At 70.3% G+C, this 26478-nt stretch carries 27 protein-coding genes and 1 pseudogene; 25 read left to right on the plus strand and 3 right to left on the minus strand.

Translation table 11 applies throughout. The features are described from left to right. The first annotated feature begins 5 nt into the window (after positions 1-5). Positions 6-2453, plus strand: a complete 2448-nt coding sequence (locus AC07DF_RS06015; protein ID WP_478967286.1) for a [protein-PII] uridylyltransferase — start codon at positions 6-8, stop codon at positions 2451-2453. Positions 2454-2534: 81 nt separating this feature from the next. Beyond that, complete coding sequence (gene ffh, locus AC07DF_RS06020) at positions 2535-4085, plus strand: signal recognition particle protein (protein WP_478967288.1); 1551 nt, start codon at positions 2535-2537, stop codon at positions 4083-4085. A gap of 82 nt (positions 4086-4167) precedes the next feature. On the opposite strand, the gene AC07DF_RS06025 is transcribed toward ffh, so the two are convergent. After that, positions 4168-4770 carry a hypothetical protein gene (locus AC07DF_RS06025; protein ID WP_478967290.1) on the minus strand — a complete coding sequence of 201 codons (603 nt, stop codon included), beginning with the start codon at positions 4768-4770 and terminating at the stop codon, positions 4168-4170. 149 nt (positions 4771-4919) lie between these two features. Next, entirely contained in the window at positions 4920-5774 is an 855-nt protein-coding gene (locus AC07DF_RS06030) for a methyltransferase domain-containing protein (protein ID WP_478967292.1), read from the minus strand. Between the two features lie 199 nt (positions 5775-5973). Here AC07DF_RS06030 and proS point away from each other — a divergent pair. The 18 genes and pseudogenes from proS (at position 5974) to AC07DF_RS06120 (ending at position 20613) form a co-directional block, all read left to right on the plus strand. After that, positions 5974-7388 (plus strand): annotated as a pseudogene (gene proS / locus AC07DF_RS06035) (proline--tRNA ligase). A gap of 250 nt (positions 7389-7638) precedes the next feature. Then, the gene (locus AC07DF_RS06040; protein ID WP_086560051.1) at positions 7639-8241 is read left to right on the plus strand and encodes a hypothetical protein; all 603 of its coding nucleotides are present in this window, start codon (positions 7639-7641) and stop codon (positions 8239-8241) included. 283 nt (positions 8242-8524) lie between these two features. Continuing rightward, the gene (gene rpsP / locus AC07DF_RS06045; protein WP_478967294.1) at positions 8525-8953 is read left to right on the plus strand and encodes a 30S ribosomal protein S16; all 429 of its coding nucleotides are present in this window, start codon (positions 8525-8527) and stop codon (positions 8951-8953) included. A 2-nt stretch (positions 8954-8955) separates the two neighbouring features. Next, positions 8956-9195 carry an RNA-binding protein gene (locus AC07DF_RS06050; protein WP_003973401.1) on the plus strand — a complete coding sequence of 80 codons (240 nt, stop codon included), beginning with the start codon at positions 8956-8958 and terminating at the stop codon, positions 9193-9195. An 82-nt stretch (positions 9196-9277) separates the two neighbouring features. Continuing rightward, on the plus strand, positions 9278-9820 hold the full coding sequence (gene rimM / locus AC07DF_RS06055; RefSeq protein ID WP_478967296.1) for a ribosome maturation factor RimM: 543 nt from the start codon (positions 9278-9280) through the stop codon (positions 9818-9820). Further along, complete coding sequence (trmD, locus tag AC07DF_RS06060) at positions 9820-10653, plus strand: tRNA (guanosine(37)-N1)-methyltransferase TrmD (RefSeq protein WP_478967298.1); 834 nt, start codon at positions 9820-9822, stop codon at positions 10651-10653. The genes rimM and trmD overlap by 1 nt, the downstream gene beginning before the upstream one ends. 135 nt (positions 10654-10788) lie before the next feature. Then, positions 10789-11139 (plus strand): 50S ribosomal protein L19, encoded by a 351-nt coding sequence (gene rplS / locus AC07DF_RS06065; RefSeq protein WP_030852073.1) that lies wholly within the window; start codon positions 10789-10791, stop codon positions 11137-11139. A gap of 45 nt (positions 11140-11184) precedes the next feature. Then, a complete protein-coding gene (lepB, locus tag AC07DF_RS06070; protein ID WP_478967301.1) occupies positions 11185-11913 on the plus strand; it encodes a signal peptidase I in 729 nt (242 codons plus the stop codon). Beyond that, complete coding sequence (lepB, locus tag AC07DF_RS06075) at positions 11906-12997, plus strand: signal peptidase I (RefSeq protein ID WP_478967303.1); 1092 nt, start codon at positions 11906-11908, stop codon at positions 12995-12997. The genes lepB (AC07DF_RS06070) and lepB (AC07DF_RS06075) overlap by 8 nt, the downstream gene beginning before the upstream one ends. After that, positions 12885-13847: a signal peptidase I gene (gene lepB, locus AC07DF_RS06080; protein ID WP_478967305.1), complete on the plus strand. Its 963-nt coding sequence runs from the start codon at positions 12885-12887 to the stop codon at positions 13845-13847. Before lepB (AC07DF_RS06075) ends, lepB (AC07DF_RS06080) begins: the two co-directional genes overlap by 113 nt. A 51-nt stretch (positions 13848-13898) precedes the next feature. Then, the gene (lepB, locus tag AC07DF_RS06085) at positions 13899-14678 is read left to right on the plus strand and encodes a signal peptidase I (RefSeq protein ID WP_478967307.1); all 780 of its coding nucleotides are present in this window, start codon (positions 13899-13901) and stop codon (positions 14676-14678) included. Next, on the plus strand, positions 14668-15192 hold the full coding sequence (locus AC07DF_RS06090; RefSeq protein WP_478967309.1) for an NUDIX hydrolase: 525 nt from the start codon (positions 14668-14670) through the stop codon (positions 15190-15192). The genes lepB (AC07DF_RS06085) and AC07DF_RS06090 overlap by 11 nt, the downstream gene beginning before the upstream one ends. Positions 15193-15248: 56 nt before the next feature. Then, positions 15249-15557, plus strand: a complete 309-nt coding sequence (locus tag AC07DF_RS06095; protein WP_003993268.1) for a DUF2469 domain-containing protein — start codon at positions 15249-15251, stop codon at positions 15555-15557. Positions 15558-15664: 107 nt separating this feature from the next. Next, entirely contained in the window at positions 15665-16066 is a 402-nt protein-coding gene (locus AC07DF_RS06100; protein ID WP_454361913.1) for a YraN family protein, read from the plus strand. Then, the gene (locus tag AC07DF_RS06105; RefSeq protein ID WP_478967312.1) at positions 16066-17691 is read left to right on the plus strand and encodes a YifB family Mg chelatase-like AAA ATPase; all 1626 of its coding nucleotides are present in this window, start codon (positions 16066-16068) and stop codon (positions 17689-17691) included. The genes AC07DF_RS06100 and AC07DF_RS06105 overlap by 1 nt, the downstream gene beginning before the upstream one ends. Beyond that, positions 17688-18848, plus strand: coding sequence for a DNA-processing protein DprA (gene dprA, locus AC07DF_RS06110; RefSeq protein WP_478967314.1), 1161 nt, complete (start codon positions 17688-17690; stop codon positions 18846-18848). Before AC07DF_RS06105 ends, dprA begins: the two co-directional genes overlap by 4 nt. A gap of 271 nt (positions 18849-19119) precedes the next feature. After that, positions 19120-19962, plus strand: coding sequence for an RNA polymerase sigma factor WhiG (whiG, locus tag AC07DF_RS06115; RefSeq protein WP_184598498.1), 843 nt, complete (start codon positions 19120-19122; stop codon positions 19960-19962). A gap of 93 nt (positions 19963-20055) precedes the next feature. After that, positions 20056-20613, plus strand: a complete 558-nt coding sequence (locus AC07DF_RS06120) for a TetR family transcriptional regulator (protein WP_478967607.1) — start codon at positions 20056-20058, stop codon at positions 20611-20613. 186 nt (positions 20614-20799) lie between these two features. Here AC07DF_RS06120 and AC07DF_RS06125 read toward each other — a convergent pair whose 3' ends face one another. After that, positions 20800-21366, minus strand: a complete 567-nt coding sequence (locus tag AC07DF_RS06125) for a peptidoglycan DD-metalloendopeptidase family protein (RefSeq protein ID WP_478967317.1) — start codon at positions 21364-21366, stop codon at positions 20800-20802. A gap of 273 nt (positions 21367-21639) precedes the next feature. On the opposite strand from AC07DF_RS06125, the gene rpsB reads away from it, so the two are divergent. The 5 genes from rpsB (at position 21640) to AC07DF_RS06150 (ending at position 26401) form a co-directional block, all read left to right on the plus strand. Then, the gene (gene rpsB / locus AC07DF_RS06130) at positions 21640-22572 is read left to right on the plus strand and encodes a 30S ribosomal protein S2 (protein ID WP_478967319.1); all 933 of its coding nucleotides are present in this window, start codon (positions 21640-21642) and stop codon (positions 22570-22572) included. Between the two features lie 179 nt (positions 22573-22751). Then, on the plus strand, positions 22752-23588 hold the full coding sequence (gene tsf, locus AC07DF_RS06135) for a translation elongation factor Ts (protein ID WP_391102734.1): 837 nt from the start codon (positions 22752-22754) through the stop codon (positions 23586-23588). A gap of 183 nt (positions 23589-23771) precedes the next feature. Beyond that, positions 23772-24530: a UMP kinase gene (gene pyrH, locus AC07DF_RS06140; RefSeq protein WP_399023236.1), complete on the plus strand. Its 759-nt coding sequence runs from the start codon at positions 23772-23774 to the stop codon at positions 24528-24530. A gap of 168 nt (positions 24531-24698) precedes the next feature. Then, a complete protein-coding gene (gene frr, locus AC07DF_RS06145; RefSeq protein ID WP_184598490.1) occupies positions 24699-25256 on the plus strand; it encodes a ribosome recycling factor in 558 nt (185 codons plus the stop codon). Then, positions 25256-26401, plus strand: a complete 1146-nt coding sequence (locus tag AC07DF_RS06150) for a phosphatidate cytidylyltransferase (protein WP_478967322.1) — start codon at positions 25256-25258, stop codon at positions 26399-26401. The genes frr and AC07DF_RS06150 overlap by 1 nt, the downstream gene beginning before the upstream one ends. Positions 26402-26478: the final 77 nt, after the last annotated feature.

The following is a 26478-nucleotide window of genomic DNA, read 5'->3' on the forward strand; positions in this document are numbered from 1 at the left end:
GCTGGGTGACGGGTACGGACATGCAGAAGGAAGCAGAGGACTCGGGACCCAGCGGCTACGCGGCGGCCCGGCTGCGTCTCCTCACCGAGGAGGCGCGGTCCGGGCCGCCGCGCCGTTCCGCCCTGGCCGAACTGACGGACGACTGGCTCACCGGTCTGTTCGCAGCGGGCGCTGAGGGACTGCGCGGGGCCTCCCTGGTCGCCGTCGGCGGCTACGGACGCGGCGAACTCTCCCCACGCAGCGACCTCGACCTGCTCCTGCTGCACGACGGCAACGACACCAAGGCGGTCGCCGCCCTCGCCGACCGGCTCTGGTACCCCGTCTGGGACCTGGGTCTCGACCTCGACCACTCCGTACGCACGCCCGCCGAGGCCCGCAAGACGGCCGGCGAGGACCTCAAGGTGCAGCTCGGCCTGCTGGACGCCCGGCACATCGCCGGCGACCTCGGCCTCACCGCCGGACTGCGTACCGCCGTGCTGGCCGACTGGCGCAACCAGGCGCCCAAACGCCTCCCCGAACTCCAGGAACTGTGCGCCGAGCGCGCCGAGCGCCAAGGCGAGTTGCAGTACCTGCTGGAACCCGATCTGAAGGAGGCCCGGGGCGGGCTGCGCGACGCCACCGCCCTGCGCGCCGTCGCCGCCTCCTGGCTCGCCGACGCCCCGCGCGAGGGCCTCGCCGACGCCCGGCGCCGGCTCCTCGACGTACGGGACGCCCTGCACCTGGCCACCGGCCGCGCGACCGACCGGCTCGCCCTCCAGGAGCAGGACCAGGTGGCCGCCGAGCTCGGCCTGCTCGACGCCGACACGCTGCTGCGGCAGGTGTACGAGGCGGCACGGGTCGTCTCGTACGCCAGTGATGTCACCTGGCGCGAAGTGGGGCGCGTGCTGCGGTCGCGCGCCGTGCGGCCCCGGCTGCGCGCCATGCTGGGCGGTGGGAAGCCCGTGGCGGAGCGGTCCCCGCTGGCCGAGGGTGTGGTGGAACAGGACGGCGAGGTGGTGCTCGCCCGTGCCGCGCGCCCCGAGCGCGACCCTGTGCTGCCGCTGCGCGCCGCCGCGGCCGCCGCGCAGGCCGGACTCCCGCTCTCCCTGCACGCCGTACGGCGCATGGCCGCCGCCGCGCGCCCGGTGCCCACGCCCTGGCCCGCCGAGGCACGCGAACAGCTCGTGACCCTGCTCGGCTCCGGCCGCCCGACCGTCGAGGTCTGGGAGGCACTGGAGGCCGAGGGGCTGATCACCCGGCTGCTGCCCGACTGGGAGCGGGTGCGCTGCCGCCCGCAGCGCAACGCCGTGCACCTGTGGACCGTCGACCGGCACCTCATCGAGACCGCCGTACAGGCCTCCGAGTTCACCCGCCGGGTCAGCCGCCCCGACCTGCTGCTGGTCGCCGCGCTGCTGCACGACATCGGCAAGGGCTGGCCCGGCGACCACTCGGTGGCCGGCGAGATCATCGCCAAGGACGTGGCCGCCCGCATCGGCTTCGACCGCCACGACGTGACGGTCGTCGCCACGCTCGTACGGCACCACCTGCTCCTGGTCGAGACGGCCACCCGGCGTGACCTGGAGGACCCGGCCACCGTGCGCTCCGTCGCCGAGGCCGTCGGCTCCCAGGGCACCCTGGAACTGCTGCACGCGCTCACCGAGGCCGACGCCCTGGCCACCGGACCGGCCGCCTGGTCGTCCTGGCGCGGTTCGCTCGTCGCCGAGCTCGTCAAGCGGGTCTCGGCGGTGCTCGCCGGGGACGCCCCGGACGACCTCGAGGAGGGTGCGCCGACCGCAGAGCAGGAGCGGCTCGCCCTCGAGGCGGCGGCGACCGGCAGCCCGGTCCTCGCGCTGCGGGCACAGACCGAGCCGCCCGCCGGGCAGGAGCCGTCCGGCGACCCCGAGCCGCTGGGTGTGGAACTTCTCATCGCCGTTCCCGACCAGCCGCGCGTGCTGCCCGCGGTGGCCGGTGTCCTCGCCCTGCACCGGCTGACCGTGCGCACGGCGGAACTGCGCTCCCTGAACCTCCCGGCCGGCGTCGACGGCTCCGTCCTGCTGCTGGACTGGCGGGTCGCCGCCGAGTACGGCTCCCTGCCGCAGGCCGCCCGGCTGCGCGCGGACCTCGTGAGGGCCCTGGACGGTTCCCTGGACATCGCCGGCCGCCTCGCCGAACGGGACGCGGCCTATCCGCGCCGCCGGGGCGTGGTCGCCCCGCCGCCCCGCGTCTCGGTCCACCCGGCCGCCTCCCGGCTGGCCACGGTGATCGAGGTGCGCTCCCAGGACGCCCCGGGCTTGCTGTTCCGCATCGGCCGCGCCCTGGAGGACGCGAGCCTACGGGTGCGCAGCGCGCATGTCTCGACGCTCGGCGCCAACGCCGTGGACGCCTTCTACGTGACCGGCCCGGAGGGCGCGCCCCTGCCCGGGGACGAGGCGGTGTCGGTGGCCCGGAAGCTGGAGGAGACACTGCGTGGGTGAGGTCGACCCGGCGACTTGTCACGCCGGGATACCCTGGAGGGCGATTCCCTGTAGCCACCAACCCTGAGGACCGCGAGCGCCGTGTTCGATACTCTTTCCGATCGCCTCTCAGCGACCTTCAAGAACCTGCGCGGCAAGGGGCGTCTCAGCGAAGCGGACATCGACGCCACGGCCCGGGACATCCGGATCGCCCTTCTCGAGGCGGACGTGGCGCTGCCGGTCGTCCGGACGTTCATCAAGAACGTCAAGGAGCGCGCCCTCGGTGCCGAGGTCAGCAAGGCGCTGAACCCCGCCCAGCAGGTCCTCAAGATCGTCAACGAGGAACTCGTCACCATCCTCGGCGGCGAGACCCGGCGCCTGCGCTTCGCCAAGCAGCCGCCCACCGTGATCATGCTGGCGGGTCTGCAGGGTGCCGGTAAGACCACCCTCGCGGGCAAGCTCGGCCGCTGGCTGAAGGAGCAGGGCCATTCGCCGCTGCTGGTCGCCTGTGACCTCCAGCGCCCGAACGCCGTGAACCAGCTCAGCGTCGTCGCCGAGCGCGCGGGCGTCGGCATCTACGCGCCGGAGCCGGGCAACGGCGTCGGCGACCCGGTCAAGGTCGCCAAGGACTCCATCGAGCACGCGAAGTCCAAGGTCCACGACATCGTCATCGTCGACACCGCGGGCCGCCTCGGTATCGACCAGGAGATGATGCAGCAGGCCGCGGACATCCGTGACGCGGTCAGCCCCGACGAGATCCTGTTCGTCGTCGACGCGATGATCGGCCAGGACGCGGTCAACACCGCCGAGGCTTTCCGTGACGGCGTCGGCTTCGACGGCGTGGTGCTCTCCAAGCTCGACGGTGACGCCCGCGGTGGTGCGGCCCTGTCGATCCGGCAGATCACCGGCAAGCCGATCATGTTCGCGTCGAACGGCGAGAAGCTCGACGACTTCGACGCCTTCCACCCTGACCGGATGGCCTCTCGCATCCTCGACATGGGTGACCTGCTCACCCTGATCGAGCAGGCGGAGAAGACGTTCAGCCAGGAAGAGGCCGAGAAAATGGCCTCCAAGCTGGCGTCCAAGAAGGGCCAGGACTTCACCCTGGACGACTTCCTGGCCCAGATGGAGCAGGTCAGGAAGATGGGCTCCATCTCCAAGCTGCTCGGCATGCTCCCGGGCATGGGCCAGATGAAGGACCAGATCCAGAACCTGGACGAGCGGGACGTCGACCGCACGGCCGCCATCATCAAGTCGATGACCCCGGCCGAGCGTCAGGAGCCGACGATCATCAACGGCTCGCGCCGCGCCCGTATCGCGCGTGGTTCCGGTGTCGACGTCAGCGCGGTGAAGAACCTGGTCGAGCGGTTCTTCGAGGCCCGGAAGATGATGTCCCGCATGGCCCAGGGCGGCGGCATGCCCGGGATGCCCGGCATGCCGGGCATGGGCGGCGGTCCCGGCCGGACGAAGAAGAAGCAGAAGCAGGCCAAGGGCAAGCAGCGCTCCGGCAACCCGATGAAGCGCAAGCAGCAGGAGCAGGAGGAGGCCGCCCGCCGGGCCGCCGCGGCCGAGGGCGGCAGCGCCTTCGGACTGCCGCAGCAGGGCGGCAAGGACTTCGAACTCCCCGACGAGTTCAAGAAGTTCATGGGCTGACGGCCCACTTCGCACGACACCGAGGGCGCCCCCTTTCCTTCCGGAGGGGGGCGCCCTCAGTGCTCTGTCAGCGCTCCGCCGGTCAGGCGTTGGGGAACTTCCAGATGTAGGGCTCGCCGTCCTCCTCGGACCAGTTGACCTCGATGCTCTTGGCGTTGGCCGGGATCACGTACGTCTCACAGAAGACATGGCTCTCGCCCTGCTTCCAACTGTCGACGTCGTACGGGTCCTCGCAGCCCGAGGCATCCTCGGAGGCGCCGATGAGGACGGTGCCGCGCTGCCCGTCGGCGGAGACCGTGGTGCTGTCGTGCACGTCGGAACCGTCGGTGAGGGCGGGGCCGCTCTTGTGCGTGTACTTCAGGTACGCGGTGGCCAGCACCTTGCCCTTGACCTTGTCCGGCTCCGAGACGGCCTTCGCGGCCTCGGCCTCGGTGCCCACGTCGACCTTCTGCGCGAGGATCTCGTAGGTGACCTTGCCCGGGTCCTCCTCGACCGTGCCCGTGGCGCTCTCGCCGCTTTCCATCTCGCCGCCGGACGTCGGCTCCGGCGAAGGGTAGACCTTGGCCTTCTCGGTGGCTGGGCTCTTCGCGTCGGCGTTGTCGTCGCCGCCACCGCAGGCGGTGAGCGTCAGGGCGAGGACGGCGACGGGCGCGACGAGACGCAGCGCGGTCTTGTGGTGCGGCAAAGCAGCTCCTGTATGCAGATGTGTAGATCCCCCGAGCGGTGGATCAGATTAAGCGTTCAAGATCCACTTGGGGAAACGAGGAGCACCACACCGTGCTTTCTTCACACCATTCACACCTGCACCGGCCTGTGCCGGTCAAAGCTTGATCTCTATGGAACCCGGGCGATCAAATACCGGAAAACATTGGGCATCCACACGGTCCCGTCCTGCCGCTGATGGGGATGCAGTGCCTCGGTCAGCTCTTTGTCCACCTGTACCTGGTCGGTCGCGGTCATCGCCGCGTCGAACAGGCCTGTCGACTTGAGCCCGCGTACCGCGCTGTCCACGTCCGCGTAGCCGAAGGGGCACGCCACCCGCCCGGATCCGTCCGGCTTGAGCCCTGCCCGCTGGGCGACGTCCTCCAGGTCGTCGCGCAGGGCGAGACGCCAGCTGCCCGTGTTGCGCAGCGGCTCCGCCAGCTTCGTGGCCACCCGCAGCACGGACGTCGTGGCGCACCGCTCCGGTGGACCCCAGCCGGCCAGCACCACGGCCGCACCGCGCTCGGCGAGCGGTGTCGCCTCCGCGAGCAGCCCGCTCATGCCCTCCGAGTCGCCCGCCAGGCACCCGATCGGTTCGAAGGCGGTCACCAGGGTGTACGCGGGAGCACCCGGCACCGCCGCGTCCCCGGGCGAGCCCTCGACCAGCCGGGCCTCCGCACGCGCGCGCGTGCCCCACGCCTCTGGCTGCAGCCGCTCCCGCGCGAAGGTCATTCTTTCGGGGGAGGAGTCGACACCGGTGACCGCCGCTCCCCGGGCGGCGGCCATCAGCAGGGCGAGCCCGGAACCGCAGCCGAGGCCGAGCAGCCGCGTGGCGGGACCCACGTCCAGTCGCTCGTGGACCGCCTCGTAGAGCGGCACGAGCATCCGCTCCTGGATCTCGGACCAGTCACGCGCGCGTGCACGCAGGTCCACGCGGGGTCCGGCCCCCGCGTGAGGCAGGTGCTGCCGCACGAGCGTAGGTGTCATAAGTAAGCGCCCCAATCCGCCGAGAGTTGCCTCTTGCCCGATTCCATGGCCCCCGTGACAGTGCGCTCGCACTACCCCCGTATGCCAGGAAACTCCCCCCTCGACCTGTCGTCCAGTGGAATGCGCCCGGGCATGTGAGTTGTCATGTGCCTATGGCGAGATTTCACATTCCGGCAACGTGGGCCCGTACCATCTCGCCATGGCAAAGGCACCCGTGCTCACCCCCCAGGCGGACGATTTCCCGCGCTGGTACCAGGACTTGATCACCAAGGCGGAACTCGCCGACAACGGTCCGGTGCGCGGCACCATGGTCATCCGACCGTACGGGTACGGGTTGTGGGAGCGGATGCAGTCCGAGATGGACGCCCGCATCAAGGAGACGGGCACGCAGAACGCGTACTTCCCACTGCTGATCCCCGAGTCGTACCTGACCAGGGAAGCGGACCACGTCGAGGGCTTCGCGCCCGAACTGGCCGTGGTCACCCACGGCGGCGGCAAGGAACTCGAAGAGCCCGCCGTGGTCCGGCCCACCTCCGAGATGATCATCAACGCCTCCTTCTCGAAGTGGGTGCAGAGCTACCGCGACCTGCCGCTGCTCATCAACCAGTGGGCGAACGTCGTGCGCTGGGAGCTCAGGCCCCGGCTCTTCCTGCGCACGTCCGAGTTCCTCTGGCAGGAGGGCCACACCGCGCACGCCACGTACGAGGAGGCGCGCGATTTCGCCGCCCGCATTCACCGGCGGGTCTACGAGGACTTCATGGTGAACGTGCTCGCGATGGACGTCGTCCCGGGCCGCAAGACCGTCAAGGAACGGTTCGCAGGCGCCGTCAACACCCTCACGCTCGAAGGCATGATGGGCGCGGCAAAGCCCTCCAGATGGCCACGAGCCATGAACTGGGCCAGAACTTCGCGAAGGCCTTCAACACCCGGTACCTGTCCAAGGACGGCCGGCAGGAGCTGGTCTGGCAGACCTCCTGGGGCTCCACCACCCGCATGATCGGCGCCTTGGTGATGATGCACGGCGACGACAACGGCCTGCGCGTCCCGCCGCGGCTCGCGCAGATCCAGGCCGTGGTGCTCGCGATCAAGGGCGACGACGCGGTTCTGGCCAAGGTCCGCGAGCTCGGCGACCGGCTGAAGGCTGCCGGCGTCCGCGTCCAGGTCGACGACCGCACCGACACCCCCTTCGGCCGCCGGGCCGTCGACTGGGAGCTCAAGGGCGTCCCGGTGCGCATCGAGGTCGGCCCGCGCGACCTGGAGAACGGCACGGCGATGCTGGCGCGCCGCATCCCGGGAGGCAAGGAGCCGGTCTCCCTGGACTCCCTGGTGTCGCTGCTGCCCAGGATCCTGGAGGAGGACCAGGCGCTGCTGCTGAAGCAGTCCCGCGAGCGCCGCGAGTCCCGTACGACCGAGGTCTCCACGTTCGAGGAGGCTATCGAGGCGGTCACCGCCGGCGGCTGGGCGCGCATCCCCTGGGCCGTGCTCGGCGAGGAGGGCGAGGCCAAGCTCGCCGATCACGCGGCGACCGTACGGTGTCTGGTCACCGAGGACGGGGCGGTGCCGGACGCCGACGACGCACCCGGTAACGTCGCCGTCGTGGCACGCGCTTACTGAGCGGGGCGCAAGGCGGCCGAAACGCCTCTTGCGTACGCGCGGACCCCTGCTTCCCCGGCGCGTGGACCTGATCTACGCGCCGGTGCGTACGCGGAACTACGCACCACCTTGTGGTGAGCTGCGAGGCTTCTCCACAGATCAGCGCACGCGCCCTCGTCAGGACGCATCAGAGGCAACTGACGGGTACGTGCAAATTATTTGGGATGGCCCGGAATCGGAACACTGTGGCACCCCGGCTCGTTGTCATTACGTGAGCACGACACAGACACCACCTGTTCTCGCCGCAGAGCTGGCACAGGCGTGGGCCGATATTCAGCGGTACCACCCCGAGTTGCCCGACCTTGCCGCGCCAGAGTCCCTGATCGGGGAGTCGTCGTCCGCGTGCGGTCACGAGCTCTCCTTCGAGCGACTGCTCCATGAGGCAGTCCATGGCATCGCCGCCTCGCGCGGCGTCCGCGACACCTCCCGTGCCGGCCGCTACCACAACCGCAGATTCCTCGCGATCGCCGAGGAGCTGGGCCTGGACCACCCCGAGGAACCGCATCCCAGCAGCGGTTTCTCCCTGGTCACGCTCACCCCCGAGGCGAAGCGCCGCTACCGCCCGACGATGGAGCGCCTCCAGCGCGCCCTGAAGGCCCACACGGCCGCGACCTCCTCCGACACCTCCCGCACCTTCCGGGGCCCGGCCGCACGCCACGGCTCCTCCGGCGGCGGCGTACGCGTCAAGGCGGTCTGCGACTGCGGCCGCAACGTCCGCGTGGTGCCGTCCGTGCTCGCCCAGGCTCCGATCGTCTGCGGCGGCTGCGGCAAGCCGTTCCGTATCCCGGACGTCGTGGGAGCGGTGGCGGGCTGACGTCGGCACCGGCATCTCGTGGCTGCCGGTCGAGACGCGCTGCCGGGGTGTGCACCCGACGTACCTCACCTCCGCGCCGGGTGCCGGCCCGGCATGCCCGGGCAGCGGCGCACCCCCGGCAAAGCCGCCCGGCGGGGTGTGGCACAATGGCTAGCTGTACTCGACAGTCGCACAGGACCCCTCTCTCCTCCGGCTGACGCGTCCATCGGGCACTCGGGTACCGCAACCCCACGCGGCCGTCTCGCCGTGCCCAACCACGTCAAATCCAGGAGAATCCACTCCCGTGGCAGTCAAGATCAAGCTGAAGCGTCTGGGCAAGATCCGTTCGCCTCACTACCGCATCGTCGTCGCCGACTCCCGCACCCGCCGTGACGGCCGGGCCATCGAGGAGATCGGCAAGTACCACCCGACGTACAACCCGTCGGTGATCGAGGTCGACGCCGAGCGTGTGGCGTACTGGCTGGGTGTCGGCGCGCAGCCGACCGAGCCCGTGCTCGCCATCCTCAAGAAGACCGGCGACTGGCAGAAGTACAAGGGTGAGCCCGCCCCGGCTCCGCTGCTGCAGGCCGCCGAGAAGTCGGCCCGCCCGTCGTTCGAGGCCCTCGGCGGCGAGGACGAGGGCAAGGGTGAGGCGATCACCCAGAAGAAGAAGGCTGAGAAGAAGGACGAGGCGGCCGCTGAGTCCTCTGCGTCTGCGCCGACCGAGGCCTGAGCATGCTCGAGGAGGCTCTCGAGCACCTCGTGAAGGGCATCGTCGACAACCCTGACGATGTGCAGGTCGCCTCGCGCAACCTGCGCCGCGGACGGGTGCTCGAGGTCCGGGTGCACCCGGACGACCTCGGCAAGGTGATCGGCCGCAACGGCCGCACCGCACGCGCCCTGCGTACCGTCGTGGGCGCCATCGGCGGTCGCGGTGTCCGTGTCGACCTCGTCGACGTGGACCACGTCCGCTGACGCTTATCGCAACCGGCTCGGGCCGGGGAGGGCCTTCAGGGCCGTCCCCGGCCCGCAGTCGTATGACAGGAGAGTTGGACACGTGCAGCTGGTAGTCGCACGGATCGGCCGTGCCCATGGCATCAAGGGCGAGGTCACCGTCGAGGTCCGTACCGACGAGCCGGAGCTCAGGCTCGCGCCCGGCGCCGTACTCGCCACCGATCCCCCCACCACGGGACCGCTCACCATCGAGACGGGCCGTGTCCACAGCGGCCGGCTCCTCCTGCGCTTCGAGGGCGTCAACGACCGCACCGGCGCCGAAGCCCTGCGCAACACCCTCCTGATCGCCGAGATCGACCCGGAGGAACTGCCCGAGGGTGAGGACGAGTACTACGACCACCAGCTCATCGACCTCGACGTGGTCACCGCGGACGGCACGGAGGTCGGCCGGATCACGGAGATCTCGCACCTGCCCTCGCAGGACCTGTTCATCGTGGAGCGCCCCGACGGCAGCGAGGTGCTGATCCCCTTCGTCGAGGAGATCGTCGCCGAGATCGACCTCGAGGAGCAGAAGGCCGTCATCACCCCGCCGCCCGGCCTGATCGACGACCGCGCCGAGATCGCGTCCAGCCGGGACGAGTCGTAATGCGCCTCGACGTCGTCACGATCTTCCCCGAGTACCTGGAACCGCTGAACGTCTCCCTCGTCGGCAAGGCACGCGCGCGTGGACAGCTCGACGTGCATGTGCACGACCTGCGTTCCTGGACCTACGACCGCCACAACACCGTCGACGACACGCCGTACGGCGGCGGCCCTGGCATGGTCATGAAGACCGACCCCTGGGGGGACGCGCTCGACACCGTGCTCGCCGACGGCTACGAGACCGGCTCCCGCGAGCCCGCCCTCATCGTGCCCACGCCCAGCGGGCGCCCCTTCACCCAGGAACTCGCCGTCCAGCTCTCCGAGCGCCCCTGGCTGATCTTCACGCCGGCCCGCTACGAGGGCATCGACCGGCGGGTCGTCGACGAGTACGCGACCCGGATGCCGGTGTACGAGGTGTCCATCGGCGACTACGTCCTGGCCGGTGGCGAGGCGGCCGTCCTCGTCGTCACGGAGGCCGTGGCGCGGCTGCTGCCGGGCGTCCTGGGCAACGCCGAGTCCCACCGGGACGACTCCTTCGCGCCCGGCGCCATGGCGAACCTGCTGGAGGGGCCCGTCTACACCAAGCCGCCCGAGTGGCGCGGCCGGGACATCCCCGACGTGCTGCTCAGCGGCCACCACGGCAAGATCGCGCGCTGGCGCCGGGACGAGGCGCTGAAGCGTACGACCGCCCACCGGCCCGACCTCATCGAGCGGTGCGATCCCAAGGCCTTCGACAAGAAGGACCGCGAGATGCTGTCCATCCTGGGCTGGGCACCGGACCCCGAGGGGGAGCCCTACGGCCGATTTTGGCGCAGGACCGAGGGCATGGAACAATAGGTCGCTGTTGTGCGTCCGTCCGGCGTGCGCCCCTGCCACAGGGGGAGATGACGCCCGTTCCGACGCGTACAGCCCTGATCCGAAACACCTAGATTCCGTTGATGACCTGTGGCATCAGCGAGGAAAGCAGACGAAATGTCTCACCTGCTCGACACCGTCGACTCCGCGTCGCTGCGCAGCGATGTCCCCGCCTTCCGCCCGGGTGACACCGTCAACGTCCACGTCCGCGTCATCGAGGGCAACCGCTCCCGTGTGCAGCAGTTCAAGGGCGTTGTGATCCGCCGCCAGGGCTCCGGCGTGCGCGAGACCTTCACGGTCCGCAAGGTCTCCTTCTCCGTCGGCGTCGAGCGCACCTTCCCGGTGCACACCCCGATCGTGGAGAAGATCGAGCTCGTCACCAAGGGTGACGTCCGCCGCGCCAAGCTGTACTACCTGCGCGAGCTGCGCGGCAAGGCCGCGAAGATCAAGGAGAAGCGCGAGAACTGAGCGCTCTCCGGGGTTCGTGCCGGGGCCGGATAACATCTGGCTCCGATGGACACCGAAGCACAGCAGACGGAGCGCGACCGCTCCTCCCGCCCTTCCGACTCCGAGGAGACCTCGGACCCAGGAGGGCCGGAGGAACGGTCGCGTTTCGCGTTGGTGTCGCGTGTCAGTGCATGGGTCCCGGGCGGCCGGGTCACTCTGACCTTGTTGACCTGCCTGCTTTTCCTGCTGCTGCTCAGTACGTTCGTGCTGCGGCCGTTCCAGATCCCCAGCGGATCCATGGAGCGGGGATTGAGGATCGGGGACCGGGTTCTCGTAAATAAGTTGGCGTACCGTTTCGGTGCCCAGCCGCAGCGGGGAGACATCGTCGTGTTCGACGGGACGGGGTACTTCGGGCACGCGGACTACATCAAGCGCGTTGTCGGTGTGGGGGCGGACCGCGTGGTCTGCTGCGACCAGAAGGGGAGGATCCAGGTGAACGGCCGGCCGGTCGACGAGTCGGGCTTCCTGTACCCCGGGGACAGCCCCTCCGCGGTTCCCTTCGATGTCGTGGTGCCCGAGGGCACCCTGTTCCTGCTCGGCGACCACCGTGGCGACTCCAGCGACTCCCGCGACCACCTCGGCTCCCCGGGCGGCGGCATGGTCCCGGTCGGCGAAGTGATCGGCCGCGCCGACTGGATCGTCTGGCCCTTCGGCCACGCCACCCGGCTGCAGCGCCCGGACGCCTACGCGCGCGTGCCCGCTCCCGCCGCCGGTAGGGCGGGCGCCCATGGGTAACCGCGGCAAGCCGCGCGGCGTCGCCACGAGCGCCGCGGAAAACCTGCTGCCCACCGGCGCCCGGCGCGCCGCCAGCCCGTCCGGCGGACGCACCCGCGCCGAGCGGCGCAAGCTCCAGCGCAAGGTCAAGCGGCGCCGCAGGCGCGGTGCCGTCAAGGAGATACCGCTCCTCGTCGGCGTCGCCGTCCTCATAGCCCTCGTGCTGAAGACGTTCCTCGTCCAGGCCTTCGTCATTCCGTCGGGCTCCATGGAGCAGACGATCCAGATCGGCGACCGCGTCCTGGTCGACAAGCTCACCCCCTGGTTCGGCTCCGAGCCGCAGCGCGGTGACGTCGTCGTCTTCAAGGACCCCGGCGGCTGGCTCCAAGACGACCAGACCACCACCAAGAAGGAAGACCCCGTGGTCATCAAGCAGGTCAAGGAAGGGCTCACCTTCATCGGCCTGCTGCCGTCCGAGAACGAGAAGGACCTCATCAAGCGGGTCGTCGGCGTCGGCGGCGACAAGGTCAAGTGCTGCGACACCCAAGGGCGCGTGACCGTCAACGGCATCCCGCTGAACGAGGACTACCTGTACCCCGGCAACGCCCCGTCCGACACGCCATTCGACATCACGGTCCCCCAGGGGCGGTTCTGGGTGATGGGCGACCACCGGAACAACTCCGCGGACTCGCGCGCCCATCAGGACACCGACTACGGAGGCACGGTCTCCGAGGACGAGGTCGTGGGCCGCGCCATGGTCATCGCCTGGCCCTTCGGTCACTGGAACATGCTGGACGAACCGAATACCTACGCCTCCGTGTCCGACTCGGCCACCGGGTCGACCGCTGCCGCCCCGCTGTCGCATAGGGTTGCCTCGGACGATTCGAACGGAACGATCCAGCTCCCGACCCCTGCGGAACTCCCGCTCGTTATGGGAGTGGTGGGCCTGCGCCGTGTATGGGGCAGGCGGCGGCACAGAGTGAGGAGTTGGCGTGGGGGATGTGGCGGTCGGCGCACGGTCCGGACACGACGGCGAGGAGCAACGCGGGCGCCCCGCGGAATCCGCCGTCCCGGCCGCGGACAGCGCCGTGACCTCCGGGAATGACTCCGGGGCAGCCGAGGACGACAGGGTGACGGGCAAGCACATCACAGCCGAGAACCAAGGGCCGGGCGGTACGAACCGGACGCCGAAGAAGGCGCGCTCCTTCTGGAAGGAGCTGCCCATCCTGATCGGCATCGCGCTGGTGCTGGCGCTGCTGATCAAGACCTTCCTGGTGCAGGCGTTCTCCATCCCCTCCGACTCGATGCAGAACACGCTCCAGCAGGGCGACCGCGTTTTGGTCGACAAGCTCACCCCCTGGTTCGGCTCCGAGCCCGAGCGCGGCGAGGTCGTCGTCTTCCACGACCCCGACAACTGGCTGGCGGGCGAGCCGACCACGGATCCGAACGCCCTGCAGACGTTCCTCAGCTGGATCGGCCTCATGCCGTCCGCGGAGGAGAAGGACCTCATCAAGCGGGTCGTCGGCGTCGGCGGCGACACGATCGAGTGCAAGGGCACGGGTCCGCTGACGGTAAACGGCAAGGCGCTGGACGAGCGGTCGTACGTCTACCCGGGCAACACGCCGTGCAGCGTCGACGACCAGGGCGGCCAGTTCAAGGTGAAGGTCCCCGAGGGCTCCATCTGGGTCATGGGCGACCACCGGCAGAACTCCCGGGACTCCCGCTACAACCAGACGGACCGGCACAAGGGCATGGTCCCGGTGAAGGAGGTCGTCGGACGGGCTGTCGTCATCGCCTGGCCGATCAACCGCTGGGACAACCTGCCGGTGCCGGACACCTTCGACCAGTCCGGTCTGAACGCCCAGCCGGCGGCGGCCGACTTGACGGTGGCGCCGCAGGGGCTGGCGCTCGCCGGTGCGGTGCCCGTGGTGCTGTGGTGGCGCCGGAAGCGGTGATTCCGACGGCGGGCTGACCCTGGCTGGTACCCCCGGGTAGGGTGCGGACCCATGGGTGGCGAGAGCATGACGCACACGGCCCCGCGCAGCGGTGGCACAGGTACGGGCCCGGTGGGCAGCCGGACCGGACAGCGGTTGTCCGGGCTGGCCGTCGCGCTGGGCCTCGTGCTTTTCCTCGGGGGGTTCGCCTGGGGAGCGGTGGTCTACCGGCCGTACACCGTGCCGACCAGTTCGATGACGCCGACGATCGACGCAGGCGACCGGATCCTCGCGCAGCGCGTCGACGGCGACCAGGTGCGCCGCGGCGATGTCGTCGTCTTCAAGGACGCGACCTGGGCCAACGCGCCGATGGTCAAACGCGTGGTCGCCATCGGCGGCGACACGGTCTCCTGCTGCCAGGACGGCAAACTCAGGATCAACGGCAAGGAGATCGACGAGCCCTACCTGCCCAAGGGCGCGCCGGCCGAGATCAGCAACTTCCCGACCGTCACCGTCCCCAAGGGCCGGCTGTTCCTGCTCGGCGACGAGCGCGGCAGCTCCGTGGACTCCACCGCCCATCTGACCGACGCCGCCAGTGGCACGGTGGCGCGTTCCGCCGTAGACGCCCGCGTCGACTCCGTCGTGTACCCCATGAAGGGCATGCTGGAGCGCCCGACCGGCTTCGAGGCGCTCGGCAGTCTCTCCTCGCCCGGACCGCTGCGGACGATCACCGCCGCGGTGATCGCCGGCGCCGTGCTCGTCCTGGGCGGGGGCGCCTACGGCCCGATCGCCAAGCGTGCGGGCGCGGCCCGTGCCCGGCGGGGCAGTGCGGAGCCCGCCGGTGTCCGCTGAGGCTCTGGGGGCGGGTCAGGACTCCTCCGAGGGCGGGCTGCGCAAGGTCGCCCGGGTCGTGCTGCTCGACCCGCAGGACCGCATCCTGCTGCTGCACGGGCACGAGCCGGACGATCCGGCCGACGACTGGTGGTTCACCCCCGGCGGCGGAGTGGAGGGCGACGAGACCCGTGAACAGGCCGCTCTGCGGGAACTCGCCGAGGAGACGGGCATCACCGAGGTCGAGCTCGGCCCGGTGCTGTGGCGGCGGAAGTGCTCGTTCCCGTTCGCGGGCCGCCGCTGGGACCAGGACGAGTGGTACTACCTGGCTCGTACGGACCGTACGGAGATCGCCGCCGCCGGACTGACCGAGCTGGAGCGGCGCAGTGTCGCCGGAGCGCGCTGGTGGACGTGTCCGGAACTGACCCGGGCACATGAGACGGTGTATCCGACCAGACTCGCCGGGCTGCTGCGTACGCTGCTCGACGAAGGTCCCCCGGCCAGGCCCGTGATCCTTGACCCGGAAATCGTCTAGGGGCTCACAGGACTGGCGCACAATGGTGGGATCGCACGGCTGAAGGGGAACATGCCATGAGCGCCGAGGACCTCGAGAAGTACGAGACCGAGATGGAGCTGAAGCTCTACCGGGAGTACCGCGATGTCGTCGGTCTGTTCAAATACGTGATCGAGACCGAGCGGCGCTTCTACCTGACCAACGACTACGAGATGCAGGTGCACTCGGTCCAGGGTGAAGTGTTCTTCGAGGTGTCCATGGCGGATGCCTGGGTGTGGGACATGTACCGGCCGGCGCGGTTCGTGAAGCAGGTTCGGGTGCTCACGTTCAAGGACGTGAACATCGAGGAGCTGAATAAGAGCGATCTCGAGCTGCCGAGCGGGTGACGTTCGGTGACGTTCACTGCCGTTCAGTGACGCTCACCCGGGCGGGTGAGGACGTTTTCCACAGCCGCTGAGCTGTCCACCAAGATCCACTTCGTGGGGGCGGGTGCGTGATCGTTGGCGCCGGAGGTGGTGCCGACATGAACGCACAGCGGGCGCGCAGCGCCATGGGCAAGTACGGCGAGAGCCTGGCCGCGCGGCGGCTGGCCGAGGCCGGTCTGACGGTGGTGGAGCGCAACTGGCGCTCCGGCCGGACGGGTGAGATCGACATCGTGGCCAGGGACGGTGACGTCCTGGTCGTCTGCGAGGTGAAGACCCGCAGGGAGGGTCCCTTCGAGCATCCGATGGCGGCCGTGACGCCGCAGAAGGCGGAGCGGCTGCGGGATCTCGCCGAGCGGTGGATCCAGAGCCACGGGGGCGCACCGCCCGGCGGGGTCCGCATCGACGTGGTCGGCGTACTGCTGCCTTACCGCGGCGCGGCCGTGGTCGAGCATGTGCGGGGGGTGGCCTGATGGGATTCGCCCGTACGTGTTCGGTGGCGCTGGTGGGCGTCGAGGGGGTGGTCGTCGAGGTCCAGGCCGATCTCGAACCGGGTGTCGCGGCGTTCACGCTGGTGGGGCTGCCCGACAAGAGCCTGACCGAGAGCCGGGACCGGGTGCGTGCCGCGGTCGTCAACTCGGGCGCGGCCTGGCCGCAGAAGAAACTCACGGTGGGCCTGAGCCCGGCCTCCGTCCCGAAGTCCGGCAGCGGCTTCGACCTGGCCGTCGCCGCGGCGGTCCTCGGCGCGGCGGAGCGCATCGACCCCCGGGTCCTCGCCGACATCGTGATGATCGGGGAACTGGGTCTTGACGGGCGGGTCCGGCCGGTCCGCGGGGTGCTGCCGGCGGTGCTGGCGGCGGCGGACGCGGGGTATGAGCAGGTGGTGGTGCCGGAGTGCGCCGCCGCCGAGGCGTCCCTCGTGCCCGGAGTGTCGGTGCTGGGTGTCAGGAGCCTGCGGCAGCTGATCGCCATCCTGGCCGACGAACCCGTGCCCGACGAGGATCCCAACGAACAGGGTCGCCCGGACCCGCTCCTCGCCGGCCTGCGCATGCCCGGTACGGGCGCGGCCACGGGCATGCACAGCGTCGGAGCGGCCCAGCACGACCACGGTCACGACCTCGCGGACGTCGTCGGGCAGACCTCGGCGCGCACGGCGGTGGAAGTGGCCGCGGCGGGCGGGCACCACCTCTTCCTCGAGGGGCCTCCCGGCGCGGGCAAGACGATGCTCGCGGAGCGGCTGCCGGCCATCCTGCCCCTGCTCGGCCGGCAGGAGTCGCTGGAGGTCACCGCGGTCCACTCCGTGGCGGGCCTGCTGCCCCCGGGCAAACCGCTGATCGACGTCGCCCCTTACTGCGCCCCGCACCACTCGGCCACGATGCAGGCACTCGTCGGCGGCGGCCCGGGCATCGCGCGGCCCGGCGCGGTGTCGCTGTCCCACCGGGGTGTGCTCTTTCTGGACGAGACCCCCGAGTTCAACAGCCAGGCCCTGGACGCCCTGCGCCAGCCGCTGGAAGCGGGCCATGTCGTGATCGCGCGCAGTGCGGGAGTCGTGCGCTTCCCGGCGAAGTTCCTCATGGTCCTCGCGGCCAACCCCTGCCCGTGCGGCCGGTTCTCGCAGCGGGACGACCTGTGCGAATGCCCGCCCTCGGCGATCCGCCGCTACCAGGCCAGGCTCTCCGGCCCGCTGCTCGACCGGGTCGACCTGCGCGTCGAGGTGGACCGCGTCACCCGCACCGAGCTGACCGCCTGCGGCGCGCGGGGCGAGTCGACGGCGACGGTCGCCGGCCGGGTGCGGGCGGCCCGGGAACGGGCCTCGGAGCGCCTCGCCGGCACTCCCTGGCGCACCAACAGCGAGGTACCCGGCCGCGAGCTGCGCAGCCGCTGGTACGCGGTGCCGGGCGCGATGGACGAGGCCGAGCGGAACCTCGAGCGGGGTGTTCTGACCGCCCGCGGACTGGACCGCGTCCTGCGGGTGGCCTGGACCGTCGCCGATCTCGTCGGCCACGACCGTCCCGACGCCACGGACGTCGCCCTCGCGCTCCAGCTCCGCACCGGTGTGCCGCGGGGCGTCCCGATGGCCATCGGAGCGCTGACGTGAACGTCGTCGGCGAACCGGGCGACGAACTGCTCGCCCGGGTGTTCCTCACCCGGGTCCTCGAGCCCGGGGACGAGGTCGGTGGGCGGTGGGTGCGGGAGTTCGGCGCCGGGGAACTGGTTCGTCGGCTGGGGGAGGGCGGGCAGCCCCTGCCCGGGGTCAGTGGCAAGCGGTGGCAGGGGCTGCTGGCCAGAGCCGATACGGCACGGCCCCGCGAGGACCTCGCCGTCGCCCGGGAGGCCGGGGTGCGGTTCGTGTGTCCCGGGCACCCGGAGTGGCCGGGACAGCTCGACGATCTCGGGGATGCCCGGCCCCTCGGACTGTGGGTGCGAGGGCGGGCCGGTCTGCGGATGTGGGCGCTGAGGTCCGTGGCCGTCGTCGGCGCCCGGGCCTGCACCGAGTACGGGGCGCACATGGCGGCCACCCTCGCCGCCGGCCTCGCCGAACAGGGCTGGGTCGTGGTGTCAGGCGGCGCCTACGGAGTCGACGGCGCTGCCCACCGCGGCGCCCTCGGCGCGGGCGGCGCCACCGTCGCCGTCCTCGCCTGCGGCGTCGACCGCCCCTACCCGCGCGGACACACCCAGCTCATCGGCAGAATCGCCGAACAGGGCCTGGTCATCGGCGAGTTGCCGCCCGGAGATCATCCGACACCGAGCCGGTTCATCCTGCGCAACCGGGTGATCGCGGCGCTCACCCGCGGCACCGTGGTCGTCGAGGCCGCCCACCGCAGCGGCTCCCTGGTCACGGCACGGGCGGCACAGCGCCTCGGCCGTCACACGATGGGAGTACCGGGCCCGGCCACCAGCGGACTCTCCGCCGGAGTGCACGAACTGCTGCGCGGCGAGGCGGCCCTGGTCACCGACACCGCGGACGTCGTCGAGCTGGTCGGCGACATCGGACAGCTGGCTCCCGACCGGCGCGGCCCCGTCCTGCCCCGGGATCTGCTCGAGCCCGCCGCCCGGCAGGTGCTCGCCGCCCTGCCGGGCGGCCGGGCGGCCCGGCTGGAAGAGATCGCGCGCCGCGCCCTGACCACACAGGAGGACGCGATCGCGAGACTGTACGAACTGCGGGCACTCGGTTACGTCGAACGACACGGCGATGGCTGGAAGTTGACACGCCAGGCGGTGATGTCGGTCCGCGGCGGTCCCGGACCATGCTGACCGCACGTGTTCGGCCGTCCGGGGGAACCTCGACACCCCTTGGAAATGCGCCCAGTTGGGCTCCTCAGGTGATCACGCTGAGCGACCGCGGAGCCTCGCCGGGACCCCTCCGGAACGTATCCGCGTCCGCCTTGGCCTCCGTTCTTCGCACACCGCGACACCACAGTCACGCTACGCTCACGAGGATCCCGACACGGACAGGCAACTCGACATCAGACAGACAGCTCACCCCGGCAGCACCACTCCGCAGCAGAACGGCACAAGGCGACGAATGCCCCAGCACACCTCCGGGTCCGACCGGGCGGCGATCCCCCCAGCCGCCCGTGACGGTGGCAGCGTACGGCCGCCCGCTCCCTCGACGCTCGACGAGCTGTGGCGGTCGTACAAGGCGACGGGGGACGAGCGGCTGCGGGAGCAGCTGATCCTGCACTACTCGCCGCTCGTGAAGTACGTAGCGGGGCGGGTCAGCGTGGGCCTGCCGTCCAACGTGGAGCAGGCGGACTTCGTCTCGTCCGGGGTGTTCGGGCTGATCGACGCGATCGAGAAGTTCGACATCGACCGGGAGATCAAGTTCGAGACGTACGCGATCACCCGGATCCGGGGCGCGATGATCGACGAGCTGCGGGCGCTCGACTGGATCCCCCGCTCGGTGCGGCAGAAGGCACGCAATGTGGAGCGGGCCTACGCCACGCTGGAGGCGCGGCTGCGGCGGACGCCGACGGAGGGCGAGGTGGCCGGCGAGTTGGGCATCGCGGTGGAGGAACTCCACGCGGTGTTCAGCCAGTTGTCGCTGGCCAACGTGGTGGCCCTGGAGGAGCTGCTGCACGGCGGGGGAGAGGGCGGTGACGGGCTCAGCGTGATGGACACGCTGGAGGACACCGCCGCCGACAACCCCGTGGAGGTCGCCGAGGACCGGGAGCTGCGGAGGTTCCTGGCCCGGGCGATCAACACGCTGCCCGAGCGGGAGAAGACCGTGGTCACGCTGTACTACTACGAGGGCCTCACCCTGGCCGAGATCGGGAACGTGCTGGGCGTGACCGAGAGCCGGGTCAGCCAGATCCACACCAAGTCCGTGCTGCAGCTCAGAGCGAAACTGGCGAGCTTCGGCCGCTGACCTGGGCGGATGCCGACAGGCCGAGGTGAGCCACTCCCGTCGGGCGCGACGCGTCCGTAGAGTGTTGACGTGCCAAGGATTCGAGCGGCCTCCGTGGCCGAGCACCGGTCGATGCAGCGAGCCGCCCTGCTGGACGCGGCTCGTTCCTTGTTGTCCGAGGGCGGTACGGAGGCGCTGACCTTCCCGGCCCTCGCCGAGCGGACGGGCCTCGCCCGATCGTCCGTCTACGAGTACTTCCGGTCACGGGCGGCCGTGGTCGAGGAACTGTGCGAGGTCGACTTCCCCGTCTGGGCGGCGGACGTGTCGGCGGCGATGGAGCGCGCGGAGACGGCCGAGGCCAAGGTCGAGGCGTATGTGCGCCGGCAACTGGAGCTGGTCGGGGACCGGCGGCATCGGGCCGTGGTCGCGATCTCCGCGAGCGAACTCGACGCGGGGGCCCGCGAGAAGATCCGGGCGGCGCACGGTGGGCTGGTCGCGATGATCGTGGAGGCGCTGGCCGAGATGGGGCATGCGCAGCCTCGGCTGGCGGCGATGCTGCTGCAGGGGGTTGTGGACGCGGCTGTTCGGAGGATCGAGTTGGGTGCCGCGGAGGAGCCGGACGCCATCGCGGAGGCGGCGGTGCGTATGGCGCTGCGGGGTGTGCTGGGCTGAGGAGTGTGGGTGCTGAGGCCGGGTGGGCGCGCAACCTGGGCAGCGCAGCCCGGCGTAGCGGGGTGCCTCCCCAACTCTCGGCTTCGCTAGAGCCGGGTGAGGGACCCACCGCCCACCCGTGCCGGCCTGGGGGCACCTCCCAGGCCCTTGAGGCAACTGGGGGAGGCACGCATGTCCGCAGCGGGGTCAGTACACGGGCAGCAGCCTCGACGGGCCCCTGTGCAGTAGCCACGGGGGCAGGAGTGACAACGGGTTCAAGTACGTCTCGCCCCTGCGCAGGCCCCAGTGCACGCACGTCGCCGTGCAGTGCGAGCCCGCTGCTTCCACCGTGCCGATCACCTCGCCCGGTTCCACCTCCTCGCCCTCCTCGACCGTCGCCGTCACCGGTTCGTGTGTCGTGCGCAAGGGTGGATCGCCGGTCCCCGTGAGTTCCACCGAGACGACACCCTTGCCGGCCACCCGGCCCGCGAAGGACACCCGGCCCCCGGCCACCGCCCGCACCGGTGTTCCCGGCGCCGCCGCCAGGTCCACGCCCCGGTGGCCCGGGCCGTACGCCGTCGCCGGGGGTTCCCAGCCGCGGAGGACCTGCGGGCGTGATCCGACGGGCCACACGCGTCCCACCGCCGGAACGGTGGGGTCCGGGGCGGGGGACGCCGCGAACAGCCGGGGCGGCGGGGACAGCAGGACGGCCGACGTCAGAACCAGCAGCAGGATCAGCCGCGTACACACACGCACACATCGCTTCGCTCGCATGCGCAGAGCGTCCCGTACCACCTCCGGTCACCGTGCGTGGCTGTGGACCGTTGTTCGGTTGTGGACAACGACGTCACCCGCTGCCCCGCGGGTCCCGTACACTTCTGGTGGCGACCCGGGTCACCGGGTCGACTTCGCACGCCCCGATACGCACCCCGGAAACGGGCTGTATCAGCGCCCCTCGGTCCCTCGTGGAACGGCGCGCAGTGGGCGTCAGGCGCGGAAGCCGTCCGGCATCCGCGGCACAACCGAGAAATTCAAGGAGATACGGCCATGGCCGTCGTCACGATGCGGGAGCTGCTGGAGAGCGGCGTCCACTTCGGTCACCAGACCCGTCGTTGGAACCCGAAGATGAAGCGCTTCATCTTCACGGAGCGCAACGGCATCTACATCATCGACCTGCTCCAGTCGCTGTCGTACATCGACCGCGCCTTCGAGTTCGTCAAGGAGACCGTCGCCCACGGCGGCACGGTCATGTTCGTCGGCACGAAGAAGCAGGCGCAGGAGGCCATCGCCGAGCAGGCCACCCGCGTCGGCATGCCCTACGTCAACCAGCGCTGGCTGGGCGGCATGCTCACCAACTTCTCGACCGTCTACAAGCGTCTGCAGCGCCTCAAGGAGCTCGAGCAGATCGACTTCGAGGACGTCGCCGCGTCCGGTCTGACCAAGAAGGAGCTTCTCGTGCTCTCGCGCGAGAAGGCCAAGCTGGAGAAGACCCTCGGCGGTATCCGCGAGATGCAGAAGGTGCCCAGCGCCGTCTGGATCGTGGACACCAAGAAGGAGCACATCGCCGTTGGTGAGGCCCGGAAGCTGAACATTCCGGTCGTCGCGATCCTCGACACCAACTGCGACCCCGACGAGGTCGACTACAAGATCCCGGGCAACGACGACGCGATCCGCTCCGTCACCCTGCTCACCCGCGTCATCGCCGACGCCGTCGCCGAGGGCCTCATCGCCCGTTCCGGCGTCGCCACCGGCGACAAGGGCGAGAAGGCCGCGGGCGAGCCGCTGGCCGAGTGGGAGCGCGACCTGCTCGAGGGCGAGAAGAAGGCCGACGAGGCCGCCCCCGCCGCCGAGGCTGAGGCTGCTCCGGCCGCCGAGGCCGAGAAGCCGGCTGAGGCCGAGAAGCCGGCTGAGGCCGAGAAGCCGGCTGAGGCCGAGAAGCCGGCCGAGGGCGAGAAGGCCGCCGAGGCCGAGCAGGCCTGACCCGTCAGTCCGAGGTGACGGCGGGAGCGGCACACTCCATCCCGCAGTCCCTGCGGAGCGGTGAAGTCCGCTCCCGCCGTTCACCCGTTGGTCAGCGGAAAGACAGCGCCCTCCGGCTCCATGGGGGGCGCATCCGCAGATCTTCGATCTTCCAGACTTCGAGAAAGATTCACAGACTCATGGCGAACTACACCGCCGCCGACGTCAAGAAGCTCCGTGAGCTCACGGGCGCCGGCATGATGGACTGCAAGAAGGCGCTGGACGAGGCCGAGGGCAACGTCGAGAAGGCCGTCGAGGCGCTCCGCATCAAGGGCCAGAAGGGCGTCGCCAAGCGCGAGGGCCGTTCCGCCGAGAACGGTGCCGTGGTCTCGATCATCGCCGACGACAACTCCTCCGGTGTCATCGTCGAGCTGAAGTGCGAGACGGACTTCGTCGCCAAGGGTGACAAGTTCCAGGCCGTGGCCACCACCATCGCCGAGCACGTCGCCAAGACCTCCCCGGCCGACCTCGAGGCCCTGCTCGCCTCCGAGATCGAGGCCGGCAAGACCGTCCAGGCGTTCGTGGACGAGGCCAACGCCAACCTGGGCGAGAAGATCGTCCTGGACCGCTTCGCGCAGTTCGCCGACGGCTACGTGACGGCGTACATGCACCGCACGATGCCCGACCTGCCCCCGCAGATCGGTGTCCTCGTCGAGCTGGACAAGCCCAACGCCGAGATCGCCAAGGGCGTCGCCCAGCACATCGCCGCCTTCGCGCCGAAGTACCTCTCCAAGGAGGACGTGCCGGCCGAGGTCGTCGAGTCCGAGCGCCGCGTCGCCGAGGAGACCACCCGCGCCGAGGGCAAGCCCGAGGCCGCCCTGCCGAAGATCGTCGAGGGTCGCCTCAACGGCTTCTTCAAGGACGCCACGCTGCTCGGCCAGCCCTACGCGCTGGACAACAAGAAGTCCGTCCAGAAGGTCCTGGACGAGGCCGGTGTCACCCTGAAGCGCTTCTCGCGCATCAAGGTCGGCATCTGAGTCCGTACCGCGATCGACGCCCGACCCCGATAAGGTCGGGAGCAGTCGTCCGTGTACGCCGTCACATGGGTGGCGGACGACAGCAGATCTGACAAGGAGGCCATTGCCGTATGGGATGCGAAACACGCCCCACCGGCAATGGCCTTCTTGGTATGTGCAACACCTGAAAGAGGCGGAATCCCCATGACCACCAAGCCCCAGAAGAGCGACGACGGCAAAGTGCGCGGCCGGTTTCTGCTGAAGCTGTCCGGAGAGGCCTTCTCCGGTGGCGGGGGCCTGGGCGTCGACCCCGACGTGGTGCACAAGATCGCCCGCGAGATCGCGGCCGTCGTGCGTGACGGCGCGCAGGTCGCGGTCGTCATCGGCGGCGGCAACTTCTTCCGCGGTGCCGAACTCCAGCAGCGCGGTATGGACCGGGCCCGCTCCGACTACATGGGCATGCTCGGCACCGTCATGAACTGCCTCGCCCTCCAGGACTTCCTGGAGAAGGTGGGCGTGGAATGCCGGGTACAGTCCGCGATCACCATGGGGCAGGTCGCCGAGCCGTACATCCCGCTGCGCGCCGTACGGCACTTGGAGAAGGGCCGCGTGGTGATCTTCGGCGCCGGTATGGGCATGCCGTACTTCTCCACCGACACCACCGCCGCACAGCGCGCCCTGGAGATCGACGCCGAGGCGCTGCTGATGGGCAAGAACGGCGTGGACGGGGTCTACGACTCCGACCCGAAGACCAACCCGGACGCGGTCAAGTTCGACCACCTCGGCTACGGCGAGGTCATCACGCGCGACCTGAAGGTCGCCGACGCCACGGCCGTCACGCTGTGCCGCGACAACAAGCTCCCGATCGTGGTCTTCGAGCTGCTGGCGGAGGGCAACATCGGGCGCGCCGTCAAGGGTGAGAAGATCGGCACGCTCGTCGGGGACGCGGCCGGCCGGGACTGAGGACCGACCCGCACCACCCCGTCCGGGGGACGGACGGGACGGAGCCGGGCCGGGGGATGGACAATGTCCTGCCGGTCGGGAACCGTGCAGGAAGAAGACGCGACGCAGCCGGCCGCCGCCCCACATGGAACCGCAGCCGGGCCTACTCAAGACACGCAGGAGCAAGTGGTGATCGAAGAGACCCTCCTCGAGGCCGAGGAGAAGATGGAGAAGGCCGTCGTGGTCGCCAAGGAGGACTTCGCCGCGATCCGCACCGGCCGTGCGCACCCGGCGATGTTCAACAAGATCGTGGCCGACTACTACGGCGCGCCGACGCCGATCAACCAGCTGGCTTCGTTCTCCGTGCCGGAGCCGCGCATGGCGGTGGTGACCCCGTTCGACAAAACGGCCCTGCGCAACATCGAGCAGGCGATCCGCGACTCCGACCTGGGCGTCAACCCGAGCAACGACGGCAACATCATCCGAGTGGTGTTCCCCGAGCTGACCGAGGAGCGCCGCCGCGAGTACATCAAGGTCGCCAAGAGCAAGGGCGAGGACGCGAAGATCTCGATTCGCTCCGTGCGCCGCAAGGCCAAGGAAGCCATCGACAAGCTGATCAAGGACGGCGAGGTCGGCGAGGACGAGGGCCGCCGTGCGGAGAAGGAGCTCGACGACACCACCGCGAAGTACGTCGCGCAGGTGGACGAGCTCCTGAAGCACAAGGAAGCGGAGCTGCTCGAGGTCTGATGAACGACTCTTCCTGGGGGGCGCCGCCACAGGCCGGGTACTGGGGGCCCACCGACCAAGGGCATGGCCACGGGCACGTCCAGAGCCCGGGCCACGTCCAGAGTCCTGGCCATGGGCACGTCCAGGGGGCCGCTCCGGCGGGTCCCGCATACGATGCGTATGAAGCGCCTCAGACTCGCCCCATGCCCATCGTGCCTGACGTAGCCGACCACGGCGAAAACCAGGATGACGGCCGGAGGGCTGCTCGGCTGAGCGGCCCCCCGGTCCGAAACGAGACGAATCCGGAACCCATGCCCGACGCCTCGCAGCCGGCCCCCAAGCCGCCGAAGAAGAGCGCGGGCCGCGACCTGAGTGCGGCGATAGGGGTCGGGGTCGGGCTCGGCGCTGTGATCGTCGCGTCGCTGTTCGTCGTCAAGGCCGTGTTCGTCGGGGTCGTCGCGGTCGCCGTCGTGGTGGGCCTGTGGGAGCTGACCAAGCGGCTGGACGAACGCAAGGGCATCCGGGCGCCGCTCGTTCCGCTCGCGCTCGGCGGTGCCGCGATGGTCGTCTCCGGGTACGTCCGGGGCGCCGAGGGTGCCTGGGTCGCCATGGCGCTCACCGCGCTGGCCGTGCTCGTCTGGCGCATGACGGAACCGCCCAAGGGCTACCTCAGAGATGTCACGGCGGGCGTCTTCGCGGCGTTCTACGTGCCGTTCCTGGCGACGTTCGTCGCGATGATGCTGACCGCGGACGACGGGCCGCAGCGGGTGCTCACCTTCCTGCTGCTGACGGTCGTCAGCGACACCGGTGCCTACGCCGTGGGCTGGCGCTTCGGCCGGCACAAACTCGCCCCGCGCATCAGCCCCGGCAAGACCCGCGAGGGCCTGCTGGGCGCGGTCTCCTTCGCCATGGTCGCGGGGGCGCTGTGCATGGAGTTCCTCATCGACGACGGCGCCTGGTGGCAGGGCCTGGTGCTCGGCCTCGCGGTCGCGGTCACCGCCACGCTCGGCGACCTCGGCGAGTCCATGATCAAGCGGGACCTCGGCATCAAGGACATGGGCACGCTGCTGCCCGGTCACGGCGGCATCATGGACCGTTTGGACTCGCTGCTGCCGACCGCTCCGGTGGTGTGGCTACTGCTCGTGCTCTTCGTGGGGTCCGGCTGAGCGGACCTCGGCCAGCGAGCTCCCGTCCTTGTGGGCGGGAGCTCGCTGTCGTTCCGGGAGGCATCCGAACGCGCTGA

The organism is Streptomyces sp. NPDC044719 (assembly GCF_056433405.1).